Genomic DNA, 16,356 nt, shown 5'->3' with positions numbered 1-16,356 from the left:
GATCACACCACCGCCATCTGCGATCACCACACCACGGGGACCCACCACAGCCATGCCGACATACGAGCAGCTGTACCACCTCAACCTCAGCAACCTCAAAGCGGCGGCCGACCGCTGGCGGCAGACGGCCACGAAGTTCAAGGGCCTGCACACCGCGTACAGCGACGAGGTCGCGGCGCCCTTCAAGCAGGCCGGCTGGCACCAGCCCGTTCTGACGGCGGCCAAGGCGGACAGCGATGTCCGCGCCGCCCACCAGGAGTTCGAGGACGCCCAGAAGGAGGCGGAGGGCATCGCCGGTGTCCTCGCCTCACTCCACGGCGCTTTGAAGAAGGCCAAAGACGACCTCAACCATCTCGCCGAGGTAGAGGCCCCCAAGCAGGAGCTGCACGTCAGCGCCAGCGGCGTCGTCACCCCGCGCAACGACCTCTCACAGGACACCGGCGCCCGCCATGATCCTGACGGCCAGGCCCTCATCCGCGAGCAGCAACAGGCGTGCGACGCCTTCGCCCGTCGTATCGAAGCCGTCCTCCAACAGGCCGCCGACGCCGACGAGACCGCCTGCTGGGCCCTGCGCCGCGACCTCGGCGGCTACACGGACAACTTCAACTCCAAGGTCGTCATGTCCTTGGACTCCGCCGACGCCACCCACGCGGCCGAGCTGATGAAGAAGGGCGACAAGCTCACCGACACAGAACTCACCGAGCTCAACCACCTGCTGAAGTCCAACCAGGGCGACGCGGAGTTCTCCACCAACTTCTACAAACAGCTGGGCCAGAAGGGCACCCTCCAGCTCTACGGCCAGCTCGCCCTCCAGACCGCCGACGCCGGCGACGAACGCAAGGCGCTGCTCCAGGAGTTGCAGCGCAACATGGGCAACAACCTGGCCACCGCCACCAACCCGGGGAAGACCCCGCACCTGGACGAGCAGTGGACCGCCGACCTGCGCAAACTCGGCACCCAGCACATCGCGCTGTATCCGGACAGCATGCGCGAGGGCCCCTACGGCTACCAGCTCCTCGGCGGCATCCTCCGCTACGGCGACTACGACTCCTCCTTCCTCACCCCGATCGCGGAGCACGTCACCCAACTCCACGCCAAGGACCCGTACTTCTTCGCCGGAACGAAGTCCGACTTCGGAGGCTCGGACTACGGCTTCAATCCCTCGGGCAAGAACGGCGCGGGCTACGACCCGATGAACAGCGTCCTGGAGGCGTTGGGGCACAGCCCGCAGGCGGCGACGGACTACTTCACGCCACCTATGGAGAAGTACACAGAGGACGGCACCCACAAGGGCGAGCTTGCCAACATCGACGGCGCGAACAGCTACCTGGACTACCTCGTCAACAAGGACTACGAGTCCTTCCCCGACATCACGGGCCACGACCCCGACGCCGCGCAGAAGTCCATGAACGACTTCCCGGACTCCTTGGGGCACGCCCTCGAAGCGGCCACCACGGGCCGTCCTGCCGGTGCCGACCCTTCCACGGGCCCGCTCGCGCACAGTCCGGACCAGGCGGCTCTCGCTTCCCAAGTGATCAACAAATTCAGTGGCCCTGATGCCGGCGGCCTCCTCAACAGCGACGACGGAACCGCTCCTTACACGGCTGCCACTGACAGCCTTGGCAACATCGGCGCCGACTACATGGGCGACATTCAGCGCTCCATCTCCGGCCAGAACAGCCTGCCTGTCCAGGGGACGAGTGCTGAACTGGTTGACGCTGAGGTGACTAAGGAGTTCCTCTACCAGGTCAGCCAGGACCCTGACGCCTATGCAGCGCTCACCGGTTCTCAGCAGGCCTACACTTCTGCTCTTATCGACGCGGAGATCAACGGTCCAAACGACAGTCAAGTAGACCTCACCCAGCGGGTCTCCTCCGCGGCTCACCCCGGAGCCGAGGTCGCAGGCATCATGAGCGCAGCCCGCGCTCACGCCGTACACGACACCCACGCGCACGAGGACACCGAGTACAACGAAAGCGTCGACACTGCGAACAAGTGGGTCGGTCGCGGTCTCGGACTTGCGATTGGCAAAATCCCTGTGGCCGGTGAGGCCGTCGGCTGGGTGGTCGAGGACGTTCAGGAGAGCGTGGCAAACAGCCTGTACCAGGACACGACCAACGAGGCCCAAAGCGAGGCGGGGCGCACCTACACCACCGGCGAGTCGGCGCTGCGTGAGGCGGTCCGCGCCGACATTGCCCGTTCTGGAGCGAGCAGTTCTCTCAGCTCGCAAACCATTTCGGACTTGCAGAACGCCGTTGGCCGAGAGACCGACCAGAGTCATACCACCGGTGCTGAATGGGGAGACCAATACCATGGCTGATCGTTGCCTCCGCCGCAGTATCGGCTGCACAGTGCTCTCACTCGCCGCACTTCTGCTGACTTCCTGCTCCGGTGAGAAGAAGCTCGAAGTCGAATATGCCTTGCCCGGAGCATTCTGCGGAGCACACATCGGGAAGGACGCGATCAAGCCCTTCTTCCCGCCCGGCAGCAAGCTGACGAAGACAGGCAACGCCCTTGTCAACGGCGAGTACGCTTCTGGCTGTGACTATGCGGTCGACAACAGAAAGACGCTCCTCGTAAGCAACTTCTTCCACTCGGACGCACCAACTGCCCGCGATATCGCGGAGAAGAGGGCCACCGCCTACGGCGACGGAGACACCAAGGTCACAGTCGATTCCTCCGGCGACGTCGCCTTGTACTCACGCGGTGCCGTGGCGGTGGAAGCGTGCCCCGGCTACCCGTCCGATGCGGATGGCCTGCCGCGCAAGAGCTTCTCTGTGGAGATCCTGACATATTATCCCAAGGACCTGTCCAAATCAGAGAAGGCGCTCATGCAATTGGTGAAGCAACTAGTCCCTGTGGTGAAGAAGGCCAACGGCTGCTGAACTCGCACGGGTCACGCGCGACATGGGCGGAGTAGAGCTAAGCCGCGGCCAGCTCGAACCACACGTACTTGCCACGATTGCCGTCTCTCGACAGCGGCTGCCACCCCCACAGGTCGGCGCACGCCCGCACCAACGCTAGCCCCCTGCCCTCCTCAGCTTCCGCGAGCAGCCCCAACTCTCCTGGTGGCACGGGCGGTTCGGGGTCGGTGTCCCATGCCCCGACCCGAAGCACGCCCGCCGACCAGCGGATCCGGAGCGCGGCGGGCCCCTTCGTGTGGCGTACGGCGTTGGCGACCAGCTCCGCTGCGAGCAGCTCCGCGGTATCGACCAGGCGGATCAGGCCGTGCATTGTGAGGATGAGACGGAGGGTGCGGCGGCTGACGGTGACTGCTCTGGGCTCGTTCGGGATGTACAGGGTGTACTCCCAGGCGGTGTTTTCTGGCATGCGTCAGCTCCGGTTGGGGGTCGGATATCGGAGGGCCGTGGATCGCGGGTGGTGGCATTGCCGCAGCCGTCGTGGCAGGGCGGAGCGGTGCGCTTCCGGGATGCCGGGAATTCCACAGTGTGTGCGTCGCATCACTGAAGGTAGGTCTATATCTACATGTCTTGCAAGCGGGTCGCGTAATCTGACCCCCGAACGAGTCGCGCCCACAGGCGCGTTGGGAGCAAGGAGCCGGTTAATGGCCTTGAGGCGTCAGCCGAGGGCACGTCAGATGCGCCTGGCGGTCGAGCTGCGCAGGCTCCGAGAGGCCGCAGGCCTCAACGCCCGTCAGGCGGCGGCTCTGCTGGGTGTGGGCCCCGCTCAGATCACTCACATCGAGTCTGCCCTGGCGGGAGTGAGTGAGAAGCGGTTGCGCCGCCTGGCCGCTCACTATGACTGCATGGACGAGGAGTTCATCGACGCCTTGGTCGCCATGGCCATCGACCGGACACACGGTTGGTGGGAGGAGTACCGGGGCCTGCTGCCTACGCTGTTCCTCGATCTCGCCGAGTTGGAACACCACGCCACCTTCTTGCGTGAGGTGCAGTTCCTGTTCATCCCCGGCCCACTCCAGACAGAGGACTACGCCCGTGCGGTCTTCGCGTATCGAGTGCCTGAGCTACCTCAGGAAGAACTTGAGCTGCGTGTCCGTCACCGGATGCAGCGCAAAGTGATACTGGAGAAGACTCCGTACGAAGCGATCATCCACGAGGCCGCACTGCGCATCAACGTCAGCAGTCGCGCTGCTTCGCGAGATCAACTCTTCCGCCTTGTCGAACTCTCCGAAGCCGACCACGTCACGGTACGGGTCATCCCCTTCGCGCTGGAGTGCTTTGCCGGCGCCGCGAGCGCAATGGTGTACGCGGGAGGCGCTGTATCCAAGCTGGACACCGTCGCGCGCGATGCGCCCCACAGCACGGCTTTCATTGACTCCGAGGCCCAACTTGGCGCCTTTCGAACGCTCTTCCGTAAGGTGGAAGCCGCGTCGCTCGAGCCCGACGGTTCGCGTGAACTCATCCACAAGCTGGCGAAAGAGCTGTGAGGCATCCCATGAGTACACCCGGCAACTGGCGGAAGTCGTCCTACTCGGGCCCGGGTGACGGCAACTCGTGCGTGGAAATCGCAGACGATCTCACTCGGGTAGCGATACGCGACTCCAAGACCCCCGCCAGGACGCCGCTCGTCTTCCCGGCCGGCGTTTTCGTCGCCTTCATAGATGCACTCAAGGAGGCGCCTCGCTCCGCAGCCTTCGACCTCGTCCGGTTCCGAGGCTGATCCGGTTCGCGTCCCGGGGGCGCAGACAGCGACTACTGCTGCGGCGGCCACTGGCTGTGAGGCGGGGTGGGCTGTTGCTGATACGGATTGTGCGGCTGGGGCGAGACCGGCTGCTGGTACGGGTTTTGCTGCGTGTGGGGCTGCTGACCGTACTGGGGGTAGGCGACGGGACCGCTGGGACCGGCGGGTCCGCCCTCGCTGTTCCTGCGTCGCCGTGACCGCTTCACGATCAAGAGAATTGCCAGGCCGATGACGGTCAGTGTCGCGACACCGACGACAGCCCAGATGATCAGGGCCTTCTGGTCTGCCTTCCCCTGCTCGTCATCGGACGCATCGAGTGCGGGGGCGGCGGACTTCTCCTTCAGGGACTCGGGGACGGTCAGCGGGCCGTACTTCGAGCCGACCGGGATGTTGTCCTTGAGGGCGGCGAGGGGTTGGATGATGCCGTAGCCGTACTTCTCGTCCGGAAGAGACAGGCCCTTCTCGGCATCGGGCAGCACTGCAGTTTTCACGAGGCGGTTTGCGATCTGGCCCGGGGTCAGGTCAGGGAACTTTGACTTAATCAAGGCAGCGGCTGCAGAGACGAACGCCGAAGACGCGGAAGTTCCTGTACCATCGCTCAATTTATCTCCAGGCCATCCAGCACTCACGATGTGGGTGGCGGGGGCGGTGAGCAGAACCTGGGGACCATAGTTGGAGCGTTCCCAAATGGTTCCGCCATTATCTACACCGCCAACGGTCAGGACGCCTGGATACTCTCCCGGAAAGTCAATCTGACCAGACTTTCCTTCATTTCCCGAAGCCGTCACGATGAGAACGTTATGCTCAAGCGCGTATGTCACCGCTTCTCGGCCCTCGGACGACTCCTGGCTCGTACTCGTGGACATGTTGATGATGGACGCGCCATGATCCACCGCGTATCGAATCTGATCTGCAAAGTCGCCGCCAGTCGACCGAATGGGCAAGATTTTGGCTTCTGGTGCCAGTCCCATTACGCCGTCGGCAGCTCCGGCGCCATGTCCATGTCCAGCAATTATCGAGGCCATTTCTGTACCGTGAGTAGCGGAAAGGTTGGAATCAGACTCCTCTGGCGAAGCGTCATCATCGCCATCCGTGAAGTCCTTGCCTTTGAGCAAATTTCCCTTAAGGTCTTGGTGCTCGGCGTTGACCCCGGTGTCGATGACTGCGACCGTGACGCCTTTGCCCTTCGCAATCTTCCAGGCGGATTCGGCGTGAAGCGCGTTGAGTGCCCACTGATCACGTCTCGTCTGGTCGGCGAGAGCAGTAGGAGCTGCGGCAAGGATCAGCGCACCAGTCAGCGCCATGGCGCTCAACGCATGCACCGTTCGCTTCAAGGCCATCACGTCTTCCCTATCCCGTTACTGAACATGGGCGTGGCCCGGAAGCCACGCCCACGCATCCTGTCATGTGCTCATGAGCACTGACCGCAGGCGACTATTCGATGACCCGAGGTGCTGCGTTGGTCTTCGGGGTCCAGGTCTCCTCGTCCTCGACCAAGTAGTCGGGACGCTCCCCCTCGCGCTGTTCGTCGTCCTTGCGGCGACCGGTACGCGAACCAGGGGCCCCTGCGATGCCGCCCTTGCGGACAGCGCCGGCTCCCTTTCCTGCCGCACCACGGCTGCTGTGCAGGCCCGAACCACCAGCTGTGCCCCTGCCGGCGCCTGCACCAGCCTTGGGCGTGCCACCGACTACGCCATCTCGTGCCGAGCTTCCGACACGCCCGGCACCGCCCTTGCCGGCACCGCCGACGCCTCCAGCAGCACGCCCCGTCGCGCCCGCAGCACCGGCACGACCGGCGATGCCCCGCGCAGCGCCGGATCCAGCTGCACCGCCAACCGCGCCGCCCACGAAGCCGGCGCCACCACCGATTCCAGTACCGCCAGCGGTTGCGCCGCCAACGGTGCCTGCACCGCCACCCATGGAAGGCGCTCCCGTGCGACCACCAGCAACACCGTCAATCGCTGTGCCTACCTGAGGCTGCGACGGGGTCGACTTGTGTGCTCCGCCCGTGATACCCGAGGGTGGCGTCACAGCCTTGGAGGAGCTGATCGGGCCGACCTGGCTCCCATGAGCCGTACTTGTAGTGGCTCGCTGCGGGCTACGAGTTGTACCTGTCGGTACAACTACCGGGGTGGGTGCAATACCGCCAGGCTCGGGGGGATATTCTTGATGATCTTCCCTGACCTTGCTCCACGACCCCATAGCCTTGGTCTGCGAGTTGTACGCCGCGCCCAACGTCTCCATCTTGGAGGCCATCTTCAGCTGCGCCTCTCGCCCCGCGGACAGATCGTCGTGGTTGCGGTCGAGTACATCCTGGGCGCCTCTTCCGGCAGCGATGTCCTTGTCCGTGCCCTCTCCGCTTCGGGTGAATCCGTCTCCGGCGGAGTTGAGGAAGCTGGAAACCCTGCCCGGCTTCTCCATCGCCATGACGTCGTCCTTGATGGGCCCCAGGGTGGCGCCGACGTTCGTCATCGCAATCGATGTGTGGCTGGCGTACTTGGCCGTGTTGCCGATGCTCTTGCTGACCTGCTTGGCCGCCGCGGCGAATCCGTCGGCGGCGGCGCCCGTCCAGTGCGCCTGGATGCGGGCCACCTCCTTCTCGAACTCGGCCTGGATGTCGGTCAGGTGCGCCGACAGACCGGACCAGCCCTTGGCGACGTCTGTCACGAGGTCCGGCCTGGCATTGCCGAGCATGGCCTTCATCTCGTCCATGTTCTTGCCACCGGCGAAGTTCGTCGTGTGCTTCTCGTTGAAGCACATGTTCATCTCGGTGTAGTCGTACTCGATTTGGCCGTCGCTGTCAGCCATGCCCCCGTACCCCCTCGTTGCTGCGCGCCTCGGCACTCACCTGGTTCATGGACCACTACTGTCCCGCGTTCGGGAAGCTCGCCTTGGCCTCGTAGTCGGTGTCCTGATACGCCCCGTGTGTGTACTTCGTCTTCCGCCCGAACTCGTCCATGACGGTGTTGAGGTACCTGACGGCGTCCTCGATGTACGTCTTGATCTCGTTGTGCGCGTTGGCGAGCTTGTCCGCCTCGTCGAATCCGGTACCGAGGGCACCGGGCGGGAGGTAGGTGTTGGTCGCCGTGTCCGTGCCCGCCTTGCCGAGACCGCTCAGCACCTGGTTCAGCGCGGTGACGGTCTTCTCCAACTCGTCGAGATCGACGCTTACTTCTTCAGCCATGCCCAACTCCCCGTTGGCTCCCCGTGGTTGCCCGCGACCCTGTGCGCGCCGCCGGCCACTCAGAAGCCGTCCTTACTCCATCAGACGTGTGTTCCAGGGCTGGCCTCACCGGGACCGTCGACCGAGCGATCTCGCCTTGAAGGACGCAGGGGTTCTGAGTACACCCAGTGTAGTTAATGCCACTGACGGTGGCGATCACCGGTCGCATCCCGTGGCTTGATCGCGATGAATCCATCTCACCTTCTTCACATACCTCCGTGCTCGGGGCGACTGGCTGGTGGCGATGTCATGTCGGGAGCACGGCAGCATGGCACTGCTCCTGGAAATGTTGCCGGACGCCGCCACTCCTGTGATCCGCTTCCTGTCCGAGCAGGACCTGCACATCGCGCCCCGTTGATTTCGCTTGTGTTCCTGTCCAACTCCGTTCGCGACTGCACGCCCGCGCGGCACCCCTGTGGACAGATCGGTGTCACTTCAGAAACTCCCGCCACGCCGGTTGGACTGACGCACGGCAATCGTGATGTGCTTCCGCGCACTACAAGATCAGACACGGGATGACCACGCATGAACGCGGTTGCGGCCAACGGCCCGACAGGTGGCGTAGGCACCATCGAACGGGCAACGCTGGCCGCCGAGATCCACGACCTCTACGACGGCCAGGGTGACGGCGACCGGCTGCTCGCGGCCTTCCGGACGGCAGCCCTCTACGTGCCGTTCGACCAGAGCGTCGAGGGCGCCGGGGAAGCCAACGGCACCCAGGGCGACGCCATGTGCTCCGGCGAAGCCGACGGCGTCCGCTGGCTGTACGCCTTCACCTCCACCACCGAGCTGGAGCGTTTCGCGCGCGCCCGCACCAACGCGGGCACCGACCCCGGGTGGGCGAGCGGCCGTATCCGCTACTGGACGGTGCTCGGCTCACGGCTGCTCGACATCGCCGTACCCGCCGCCGTAGCGGAGAGCCGTACCCCCACCGGGGTGGCGGTGGACGTCGGTGGCATCCGGCCGCTCCTCCTTCCTCCGCTGTCCGGTGTCGTGCCGGACCGGGTGGCGGTGGATCTCATCGACCGGACTCCAGGGGCCAGGCCTCGTAGCGCAGGAGAAGCGTGAGCAACGGTTACGAAGCGGACCCCGAGGTCCTCAAGCAGGCCGCCAAGGGCATCAACCAGACCATCGAGGAGCTGCAGGACGTCGGCATGGTCGGCGGGGGCGCGGTCGGGCGCGGCTTCGGCAGCCTGCAACTGACCCAACTGCAGATGGGGCACACCGGGCTGGCCAAGGCCTTCGCCACCTTCGCGGAGCGCTGGGAATGGGGAGTGAAGGCGCTGGTCGACGAGGGCAATGAGATCGCGGGGAAGCTCGATCTGTCGGCCGGTTACTACCACGAGGCCGAGGAGTACGCGATCGGCGTCACCAAGGACTACGTCGTGGCCACCTTTGGCGATCCGGCCGTCTCCGGCGAGGACGCGGAGCGGATGTCGTGGGGCCAGGTCGGGGCGTCGGCGAAGGGGAGTTGGACGCCGGATCTCTCCCGGCAGTCGGCCTCCGAGTCCCTGCACCAGATGGGGCAGAGCTGGCAGGCCACCGAGGAGGACCTGACCACCAGCGGTCAGTACGGCACACAGCTGCGGGTCGGCGGCGAGTTCGTGCGGGAGTCGGTGGACGCCGTCACACCTGAGGACGGCGACTGATGGGCGTCCTGGGGGAGTTGGGGGACCTGGCCGACGGCGTCAAGCAGGGCGTCTCCGACGGAGTCAACGCGACCGCGGGCGTGGTGGGCGACAGCCTGGACGGGGTCGGGCTGAAGTCCGCCGGGGAAAAGGTCCGCGACGGCGCCGAATACCTCACCGGGGCGGTCGGCGCCGTGGTGCCCGAGCGGGACTTGGGCGAGACCGACGAGCCGGGGGAGCTGATCCACGGCTCGACCGGGGACATCGAGGAGGCCGTACGGCATCTGAAGGCCTTCGCCACCGCCTTCGAGAGCGTCGGGCAGGCACTGAAGAAGCTCGACCCGGGCCACTGGACCGGCACCGCGGCCGAGTCCTTCCGGGAGTCCTTCACCACTCACCCCAAGAAGTGGCTCGCCGCGGCCGACGCATGTACGGCCGCGGCGCAGGCACTGGGGTCGTACGCCGACACGGTTTCCTGGGCGCGCGGGCAGGCGGGCGAGGCGATCGAGAAGTGGCGGGCCGCGGAGGCGAAGAGCACCGCGGCCCGGCAGAAGTACGACCAGCAGTTCTGGGACTACCAGTCCGCCCTGACCGTCGGCTCCCTGTCGGGCTCCGACACCGCAACCCCCACCGACCCGGGGGACTTCGTGGACCCGGGAGAAGCCGACCGCGGGGCGGCCCGGGAGACCCTTAAGGACGCCCGCCACACGCGGGACTCCGCCGCCGAGACCGCCGCGACCAAGGTGACCGGCGCGTTCGAGGCGGCCCCTGCCGAGCCCGGTGCCTGGGCCAGGTTCAAGGCCGGCCTGATCGACGCTCCCATGGCCCTGAACATGGAGCTGGAGCACTTCGCCGGCGGCTTTCTCAAGGGCGGGATCGGGCTGACCCGCATGATGCGGACGGTCAACCCGCTGGACCCGTACAACCTCACCCACCCCTCGCAGTACCTGCGGAACGTCTCCATCACCGGCATGGGTCTGCTCACCTCGGCCAACCACCCGGTGCGCACAGCCAAGTCGATGGCCGGCTCCGGCTGGTCCACCGACCCGTCCGAGGCGCTGGGCACCCTCAGTTTCGACGTCGGCCTCGACCTGCTCACCGGCGGTGCGGCTGGGGGTGCGGCCGCGGCCCGGCGCACGTTCACCGTGGGCGCGAAGGACGCCATGGAGACGGGGGTGGAGCGGGGCGCCCGGGAGGGGATGGGGACGACAGCCGAGAGCGCAGGTGAATCGGCCGCGAGGAATGTGGCCAAGGACGGCTTGCCGGACGGCTGGACCTTCAAGCGGGCCGAGGAGACCGCGGACGCCACGGCGGATGCCGCCAAGGACGTCGCCCGGGACAAGTGGGACAAACCCGCCGACCCCGCGGGCGGTTCACCGGCTGCGGAGGCCGATGCCCAAAGCGCTCCCCCGGGGCGGGGCGGCCTCCCGGACTCCGCCAGGCACGAATCGGCGATGGCCGGGATCTCCGAAGGCGCGGTCACGTTCAGAAGCAGTGAGGGCGCGATGCAGTACGGCGCCAAGCACTGGAATGACTATGCGGAGGGTCTGCCGAACGAGGTGAAGGAGACGGTGAAGGGCTACACGGAGACCGGGCATCTGCGCGTCAACGGGTTCCTGCGAGGCGAGAAGTACTACGACACCCCGGAGGTACACCAGCAGATCGAGCGTCTCGACAAGGCGCTCGCCGGGAATCCGTTGCCTGAGGACGTCGTCGTCGACCGCAGCACGAACCTGGAACACTTCTACGAGAAGATGAATGTCGACGACCCGAGACTGCTGGTCGGTAGGAACTTCACGGATGACGGCTACATGTCCACCTCGCTGGGCGGGGCCGTATCCGAGTCCAGGGCCGCCGTCCTCCATCTGCGAGTGCCCGCGGAAACCCCGGGCCTGTGGGTGGAGAAGGTGGGCGCCTACGGTGCCGGAGAGCGTGAACTGCTGCTCGGCCGCGGCAGCGAATACACGATCACCGAGGCGTTCAAGGACGCCAACGGGAAGTGGCAGATCTACGGAGAGATTCACTGATGAGCGAGCAGCACCGGCCGGACGAACACTTCGGGGAGAGGCCGTCTTCTGCGATGTCGCAGGATCTGCGCGTACGGCTGACAGGCGGGGTGGAAGACTATCCACACCATGCCGACGGTCCCGTGCAGTACGTCGTGGTGGCCTACATGGCGGGGATTCTGCTGGCTGTGTACGCATCGGATGCGGAGGGTGCCCTTGGCTACGTCGTGCGCCCGGAGCTGGGTCCCGATGCAAGTAACTCCACCGGCTTCTGGATCGACCGTATGCGGGCCGCGTGGGTACTGAAGACGCCTCCCACCGAGGCGTTGGCCGAGATGGTGGCGGTGGCGCAGCGGGACGGGCTTCCGTTCCAGGCGTGGGTGGTGCCCGGGCCGTGGCGGGAGGCTCCCAGCCTGGCGGCCCTCAAAGAAGAGATTGTCGGCGACGGCAAGTGGGACCGGAGCCCGCGCAACCTGAAGCTGAACGTGTATCCGGTGATCCCCTTCCGCGGTCCGAAGATGCTCGCCCCCGAGGTGACCGAGGTCATGCGGTATGTCGCCCGGCGCCAGCCCGGCAAGGTGATCTTCGCCATCGATCCGGCATACGACCCGCACGGCGAGGTCCCGGAAGAGAGGATGCTCGGCGGCTGGGCCATCGACGAGAACGGCGAGATCGGCGAGTTCCGTTTCAACCCCACCTATGAGCCCACCCTCACGGCGCTGCGGTACCGTCCGCCGGAGAACGAGGTCGAGCGTACGCTCCAAGCCCTGGACTCGCGCCGCGGCACCCCCGAGGCACTCCTGGAGGCCTTCCGCGAAGGCACGTTGCTGGTCTCCGTCGACGAGGACGGCAAGCAACTCCGCTTCCGTCAGCGCGACGACGGCGAGCGCATCCTGGACGTCTACACCAGCACCCAGTACGTCCCGGACGACGGTCGGCAGGTGCGGGCGATGAACGGGGGCGAACTCGCCAAGGGCCTGTTCGGCTGCTACGTGGCGATCAACCCCGGCAGTCGCGCCAACATCTCGATCCCGTCGGCCGATCTCGCCGTCAGCGCGTTCGGCTGACGGCGGCGGTACGACAGTTCGGCGCCGCACTCGCCTTCCCGCCGGGCGGGCTCGCCCACGTCCTCTCGCGCACGAGGCCCCAGTGTCCGCTACTCAAACGGGCCGTCGGTGTCCGCAAGTACACCCTCGACCGGGTGTGCAGGGCCATCGTGTGACACCGAGGGGATTCCTAGCCTCATCGGTATGACTGACAACAAGAACCCTCATCCCGAAGTAACTTCGCGGCGCCGGGCCTTACGAGGCCTCGCCGCGGCAGCGGGTGCCGCCGCACTCGCCGCAGGTACAGGTGCGGGAACCGCGTACGCCACCGGAACCGCCGGTGGCGTACGGACGTACGTCCTCGTCCACGGCACGCACAGCGCGGCCGCGTTCTGGACGGCGATCGGCAGGGAGCTCGCACTGCGCGGGCACCGGGTCGTCGCCGTGGACCAACCCCTGCACGGCACCGAGAAGTTCATCCCGAAGGCCTACCAGGCACAGGACTTACGCGCCCTCGCGACCGAGCCCTCGCCCGTCGCCGCCCTCACCCTCGACGACTTCGAGCGCCGCGTCACCGGCGCGGTCCGCCGCGCCGCCCAACTCGGTGGCCCCGTCGTCCTCGTGGGCCACAGCATGGGCGGCCTCTCGGTGAGCCGGGTCGCCAACGCCGTACCCGAACTCCTCTCCCATCTCTGCTACATGGCCGCCTTCTGCCCGAGCCGCACCATGCCGTCCCTGATGGACTGCGCGTCCTCCCCGGAGGGGCAGCACGCCCTCAACCCGCTGCACCAGGTCGGCGACCCGGAGGAACTGGGGGTGCTGCGCCTCAACTGGCGTACCTCCGACCGCCGCGAACTGGCCGCCTTCAAGGAGATGATCTGCGCGGACCACACGGACGCGCAGTTCCTGCGCGTGCTGGAGGGAATGCAGACCGACGAGTCGATGACGGCGTACGCGGACCGGGCGGTGGGCCGAGCGACCACCTGGGGCCGCCTCCCGCGCACCTACCTGCGCTTCGGCAAGGACAGGACCGTTGCCCCGCAACTCCAGGACCGCATGATCGCGGAGGCCGACGAACTCACCCCGCACAACCGCTTCACGGTCCACGACGTCCCGAACGCGGGCCACCTGGGGCCCCCGGACCCCACCCGCGTGACGGACGTCCTCCACGGCCTGCCGCTGTGAGAACACCGTCTACGTGACGATGAGCAGAACGATCCACATGACGGCGGCGAGAACCGGAAGCGCGTAGGCGATCAACGGCATCGCGCTGGGACCGGAGATGCGGCTGGCTCTGTAGGTTTCCGCATAGTCCGACAGGCGCTCGGCAGTGCGCCGTTGGATGGCCCGGTTGTAGCGGTGATACCGGTGTCCCACGTATGCCCAGACGGCGGTGAGAGCGAGCCCGAAGCCGGCCAGGACACGTGCTGCCGCGTGAGTGGTGCCCGATGTGGCGGTGGTGCTGTAGGCCACCGCCAGGAGGGATTGTGCGACGAGGAACAGGTTGCCGCGCTGGAAGACCATGGTGTCGGTGTGGAGGTGGTGCGCCCACAGCCGGGCGTCCGCGTCTCGCCGATGCTCGTTGCTCTCTGACGTCGCCATGCGGCAGGCCTGCCCGCAGCGTCCGGGAACCAGTCGACTCCGACCAGGCTCACGGAAGCAACCGCCCGGCGTGAACCTGGCAGTACACCCTGTGGCGGCGGCAGAGGCCTGCTGATGGGGACGCGACGCGTCCGCCGCCTACTCCACCGCGATCTCCACCCGCACCCCCACCCGCACCCCCCACCCCTCCATCACCCCGGCCTCCGCCTCCAGCACATGCCGGGACCGCAGCCGCGGCAGCCCGAGCCGCCCCGGCTTCATCGTGCGTACGGCTATGACGCGGAGCCGGCGGTCGAGGTAGGCGACGTCGATGGGGAAGCGCATCCGGAAGGTGTGCACACTGCCCGCGGGAGAGAGGAGCAGGGCCCCGTCGACGGAGTCCCGTCCCAGCAGTCCCTTCGTCCGGGCGCGGTAGGAGGAGGCGATCTCCAGCGGCACGGCGAGCTCTCCCTGCTCCCCGTGCACGATCAGTCTGCCGCGGCCGTCCTGCCAACGCCCCATCCCGGAGCCACCTCCAAGCCGTGGAGTTCCCACGCCGTCCGTGCCGGTCCCCGTACCGTGGGAGATCCTCTCTCTTCTGCCCAGGTCAGGTGTCCGATGCGAAAAATCGTCCTGATGATGTCCGTGTCCCTCGACGGCTACATCGAGGGCCCCGACCGGGACATCAGCTGGCACCGTGTCGACGACGAACTGCACACGCACATGAACGCCACGGTCGGCAGCATGGGCGGACTGCTCCACGGCCGGGTCGTCTACGAGCTCATGGCCGACTACTGGCCCACCGCCGATGCCGACCCCGACGCCCCCGCGTCCGTGAGGGAGTTCGCCCCGATCTGGCGGGATCTCCCCAAGGTCGTCTACTCCCGGACCCTCACGAACGTCGACTGGAACTCCACCCTCGTCCGTGAGGTCGTACCGGAAGAGGTCCGGGCACTGAAGGCGCAGCCGGGCGGTGATCTCGCGCTGGGCGGGGCCGACTTGGGGGCGACCTTTCTGCGGTACGGCCTCGTCGACGAGCTGCGGGTCTACGTCCACCCCGTCCTCATCGGCCGGGGCAAGCCTCTCTTCCCGCACACCGACACGCTGACCTCGCTCCGGCTCGTCGAGTCGCACACCTTCGGCAACGGCGTCGTACTGCTGCGGTACGAGCCGACGCCGTAAGGAACGTAAAGAAGTTGTCCTGTCCCACCGACATGGGTAGGAAGGGCGGCATGACCGGACTCGGCGCTGTGTTCCGTCCCCAACTCCCTCCCGAGCGGCTGCGGGCCCTCGCCCGGCTCGCGGACGAGACCGGGCTCGAAGAGCTCTGGCTGTGGGAGGACTGCTTCCGGGAGGGCGGGATCTCCACCGCCGCTGCCGCCCTCGCGTGGACCGAGCGGGTGCGGATCGGCGTCGGCCTGCTCCCCGTGCCCCTGCGCAACGTCGCCATCACGGCGATGGAGGCGGCCACCCTGCACCGGATGTTCCCCGGGCGGGCGGTCCTCGGTATCGGCCATGGTGTGCAGGACTGGATGGGGCAGGTGGGAGCGCGGGCGGAGTCGCCGCTCACCCTGCTGCGCGAGCACCTCGTCGCGCTGCGCGCCCTGTTGGGAGGCGAGCGCGTCAGCACCCGGGGACGCTACGTCTCGCTGGACGACGTCGCCCTCGACTGGCCGCCCGAGGGACCCGTCGAGGTGCTCACCGGGGCCACCGGCCCGCGCACCCTCCGCCTCGCGGGCGAGGCCGCCGACGGCACGGTGCTCACCGCCAACACCCCGCCCGAGGGTGTCCGCCGGGCCCGTCTGCTCATCGACGAGGGACGGCAGAAGGCGGGGCGGACGGATCGGCACCGGATCGTCGTCTACCTCCTCACCGCCACCGGGCCCGACGCGGCCGCCCGGCTGCGCGCCGAACTCACCGACGAGGGCGCAGCGGACGTCCCCGACCTCGGCGTCGCCGGGGACGCGGGGGCGGTCGCCAAGGCCGTCCAGCGACTCGCCGACGCCGGCGCCGACACGGTCGTCCTCCAGCCGACGACCGACGAACCCGACCCGGAGGGTTTCGTACGGTTCGCCGCGGAGGACGTCCGGCCTCTGGTGCCCTGACCCACTGGGCGGAGGGGATCCAACGGTCCTGAAGCGGCCGGAATCCCGAAGCGGCCGGAATCCCGAAGCGGCCGGAATCCCGAAGCGGCCGGAATCCCCAAGTGG

The 16,356-nt window shown here is 67.1% G+C and carries 17 protein-coding genes; 11 read left to right on the top strand and 6 right to left on the bottom strand.

Going from position 1 to position 16,356, the window contains the following annotated elements:
- The first annotated feature begins 52 nt into the window (after positions 1–52).
- The gene (locus tag AQJ46_RS06310) at positions 53–2,320 is read left to right on the top strand and encodes a DUF6571 family protein (protein WP_059204652.1); all 2,268 of its coding nucleotides are present in this window, start codon (positions 53–55) and stop codon (positions 2,318–2,320) included.
- Between the two features lie 31 nt (positions 2,321–2,351).
- Positions 2,352–2,885 carry a hypothetical protein gene (locus AQJ46_RS06305; protein WP_059204651.1) on the top strand — a complete coding sequence of 178 codons (534 nt, stop codon included), beginning with the start codon at positions 2,352–2,354 and terminating at the stop codon, positions 2,883–2,885.
- 37 nt (positions 2,886–2,922) lie between these two features.
- On the opposite strand, the gene AQJ46_RS06300 is transcribed toward AQJ46_RS06305, so the two are convergent.
- Entirely contained in the window at positions 2,923–3,330 is a 408-nt protein-coding gene (locus tag AQJ46_RS06300; protein ID WP_059204650.1) for an ATP-binding protein, read from the bottom strand.
- A 235-nt stretch (positions 3,331–3,565) separates the two neighbouring features.
- On the opposite strand from AQJ46_RS06300, the gene AQJ46_RS06295 reads away from it, so the two are divergent.
- Entirely contained in the window at positions 3,566–4,408 is an 843-nt protein-coding gene (locus AQJ46_RS06295) for a helix-turn-helix domain-containing protein (RefSeq protein WP_059204649.1), read from the top strand.
- Positions 4,409–4,416: 8 nt separating this feature from the next.
- Positions 4,417–4,641, top strand: a complete 225-nt coding sequence (locus AQJ46_RS51810) for a DUF397 domain-containing protein (RefSeq protein ID WP_079072152.1) — start codon at positions 4,417–4,419, stop codon at positions 4,639–4,641.
- Between the two features lie 32 nt (positions 4,642–4,673).
- Here the strand turns inward: AQJ46_RS51810 and AQJ46_RS06290 are convergent, their stop codons facing one another.
- The 3 genes from AQJ46_RS06290 to AQJ46_RS06275 all read right to left on the bottom strand — a co-directional run bounded on the left by AQJ46_RS06290 (position 4,674) and on the right by AQJ46_RS06275 (position 7,846).
- Complete coding sequence (locus AQJ46_RS06290; protein WP_063803771.1) at positions 4,674–6,002, bottom strand: S8 family serine peptidase; 1,329 nt, start codon at positions 6,000–6,002, stop codon at positions 4,674–4,676.
- Positions 6,003–6,096: 94 nt separating this feature from the next.
- Complete coding sequence (locus AQJ46_RS51805; RefSeq protein WP_079072151.1) at positions 6,097–7,470, bottom strand: hypothetical protein; 1,374 nt, start codon at positions 7,468–7,470, stop codon at positions 6,097–6,099.
- Between the two features lie 55 nt (positions 7,471–7,525).
- Positions 7,526–7,846 (bottom strand): hypothetical protein, encoded by a 321-nt coding sequence (locus AQJ46_RS06275; RefSeq protein WP_059204646.1) that lies wholly within the window; start codon positions 7,844–7,846, stop codon positions 7,526–7,528.
- Positions 7,847–8,410: 564 nt separating this feature from the next.
- Here AQJ46_RS06275 and AQJ46_RS51300 point away from each other — a divergent pair.
- The 5 genes from AQJ46_RS51300 to AQJ46_RS06250 all read left to right on the top strand — a co-directional run bounded on the left by AQJ46_RS51300 (position 8,411) and on the right by AQJ46_RS06250 (position 13,750).
- On the top strand, positions 8,411–8,953 hold the full coding sequence (locus tag AQJ46_RS51300; RefSeq protein ID WP_059204645.1) for an SseB family protein: 543 nt from the start codon (positions 8,411–8,413) through the stop codon (positions 8,951–8,953).
- Positions 8,950–9,534: a hypothetical protein gene (locus tag AQJ46_RS06265; RefSeq protein ID WP_059204644.1), complete on the top strand. Its 585-nt coding sequence runs from the start codon at positions 8,950–8,952 to the stop codon at positions 9,532–9,534. The genes AQJ46_RS51300 and AQJ46_RS06265 overlap by 4 nt, the downstream gene beginning before the upstream one ends.
- The gene (locus AQJ46_RS06260; protein ID WP_059204643.1) at positions 9,534–11,540 is read left to right on the top strand and encodes a putative T7SS-secreted protein; all 2,007 of its coding nucleotides are present in this window, start codon (positions 9,534–9,536) and stop codon (positions 11,538–11,540) included. The genes AQJ46_RS06265 and AQJ46_RS06260 overlap by 1 nt, the downstream gene beginning before the upstream one ends.
- Positions 11,540–12,586, top strand: a complete 1,047-nt coding sequence (locus tag AQJ46_RS06255; RefSeq protein WP_059204642.1) for a type VII secretion system-associated protein — start codon at positions 11,540–11,542, stop codon at positions 12,584–12,586. The genes AQJ46_RS06260 and AQJ46_RS06255 overlap by 1 nt, the downstream gene beginning before the upstream one ends.
- 183 nt (positions 12,587–12,769) lie before the next feature.
- Positions 12,770–13,750, top strand: coding sequence for an alpha/beta hydrolase (locus tag AQJ46_RS06250; protein WP_107117216.1), 981 nt, complete (start codon positions 12,770–12,772; stop codon positions 13,748–13,750).
- Positions 13,751–13,759: 9 nt separating this feature from the next.
- Here the strand turns inward: AQJ46_RS06250 and AQJ46_RS06245 are convergent, their stop codons facing one another.
- Together AQJ46_RS06245 and AQJ46_RS06240 are read right to left on the bottom strand one after the other, a co-directional pair.
- Positions 13,760–14,167, bottom strand: a complete 408-nt coding sequence (locus tag AQJ46_RS06245; protein WP_059204641.1) for a hypothetical protein — start codon at positions 14,165–14,167, stop codon at positions 13,760–13,762.
- A gap of 138 nt (positions 14,168–14,305) precedes the next feature.
- A complete protein-coding gene (locus tag AQJ46_RS06240) occupies positions 14,306–14,668 on the bottom strand; it encodes a DUF192 domain-containing protein (protein ID WP_059204640.1) in 363 nt (120 codons plus the stop codon).
- A 96-nt stretch (positions 14,669–14,764) separates the two neighbouring features.
- Here AQJ46_RS06240 and AQJ46_RS06235 point away from each other — a divergent pair, with 96 nt between their 5' ends.
- Together AQJ46_RS06235 and AQJ46_RS06230 are read left to right on the top strand one after the other, a co-directional pair.
- Positions 14,765–15,328 carry a dihydrofolate reductase family protein gene (locus AQJ46_RS06235; protein WP_059204639.1) on the top strand — a complete coding sequence of 188 codons (564 nt, stop codon included), beginning with the start codon at positions 14,765–14,767 and terminating at the stop codon, positions 15,326–15,328.
- A 50-nt stretch (positions 15,329–15,378) separates the two neighbouring features.
- Positions 15,379–16,251: an LLM class flavin-dependent oxidoreductase gene (locus AQJ46_RS06230; RefSeq protein ID WP_059204638.1), complete on the top strand. Its 873-nt coding sequence runs from the start codon at positions 15,379–15,381 to the stop codon at positions 16,249–16,251.
- Positions 16,252–16,356 lie beyond the last annotated feature (105 nt).

The sequence above is a fragment of the Streptomyces canus genome (genome assembly GCF_001514145.1).
Taxonomy (GTDB): Bacteria; Actinomycetota; Actinomycetes; order Streptomycetales; family Streptomycetaceae; genus Streptomyces; species Streptomyces canus.
Note: the sequence above shows the minus strand (reverse complement) of the source record. Positions and strands in the feature narration are given on the sequence as shown.

Bases quoted from the DNA above. Each gene is read 5' to 3' on its own strand.
- AQJ46_RS06310 (WP_059204652.1), top strand. From the start codon at position 53: ATGCCGACATACGAGCAGCTGTACCACCTCAACCTCAGCAACCTCAAA.
- AQJ46_RS06300 (WP_059204650.1), bottom strand. From the start codon at position 3,330: ATGCCAGAAAACACCGCCTGGGAGTACACCCTGTACATCCCGAACGAG.
- AQJ46_RS06295 (WP_059204649.1), top strand. From the start codon at position 3,566: ATGGCCTTGAGGCGTCAGCCGAGGGCACGTCAGATGCGCCTGGCGGTC.
- AQJ46_RS51810 (WP_079072152.1), top strand. From the start codon at position 4,417: ATGAGTACACCCGGCAACTGGCGGAAGTCGTCCTACTCGGGCCCGGGT.
- AQJ46_RS06290 (WP_063803771.1), bottom strand. From the start codon at position 6,002: ATGGCCTTGAAGCGAACGGTGCATGCGTTGAGCGCCATGGCGCTGACT.
- AQJ46_RS51805 (WP_079072151.1), bottom strand. From the start codon at position 7,470: ATGGCTGACAGCGACGGCCAAATCGAGTACGACTACACCGAGATGAAC.
- AQJ46_RS06275 (WP_059204646.1), bottom strand. From the start codon at position 7,846: ATGGCTGAAGAAGTAAGCGTCGATCTCGACGAGTTGGAGAAGACCGTC.
- AQJ46_RS51300 (WP_059204645.1), top strand. From the start codon at position 8,411: ATGAACGCGGTTGCGGCCAACGGCCCGACAGGTGGCGTAGGCACCATC.
- AQJ46_RS06260 (WP_059204643.1), top strand. From the start codon at position 9,534: ATGGGCGTCCTGGGGGAGTTGGGGGACCTGGCCGACGGCGTCAAGCAG.
- AQJ46_RS06255 (WP_059204642.1), top strand. From the start codon at position 11,540: ATGAGCGAGCAGCACCGGCCGGACGAACACTTCGGGGAGAGGCCGTCT.
- AQJ46_RS06250 (WP_107117216.1), top strand. From the start codon at position 12,770: ATGACTGACAACAAGAACCCTCATCCCGAAGTAACTTCGCGGCGCCGG.
- AQJ46_RS06245 (WP_059204641.1), bottom strand. From the start codon at position 14,167: ATGGCGACGTCAGAGAGCAACGAGCATCGGCGAGACGCGGACGCCCGG.
- AQJ46_RS06240 (WP_059204640.1), bottom strand. From the start codon at position 14,668: ATGGGGCGTTGGCAGGACGGCCGCGGCAGACTGATCGTGCACGGGGAG.
- AQJ46_RS06235 (WP_059204639.1), top strand. From the start codon at position 14,765: ATGCGAAAAATCGTCCTGATGATGTCCGTGTCCCTCGACGGCTACATC.
- AQJ46_RS06230 (WP_059204638.1), top strand. From the start codon at position 15,379: ATGACCGGACTCGGCGCTGTGTTCCGTCCCCAACTCCCTCCCGAGCGG.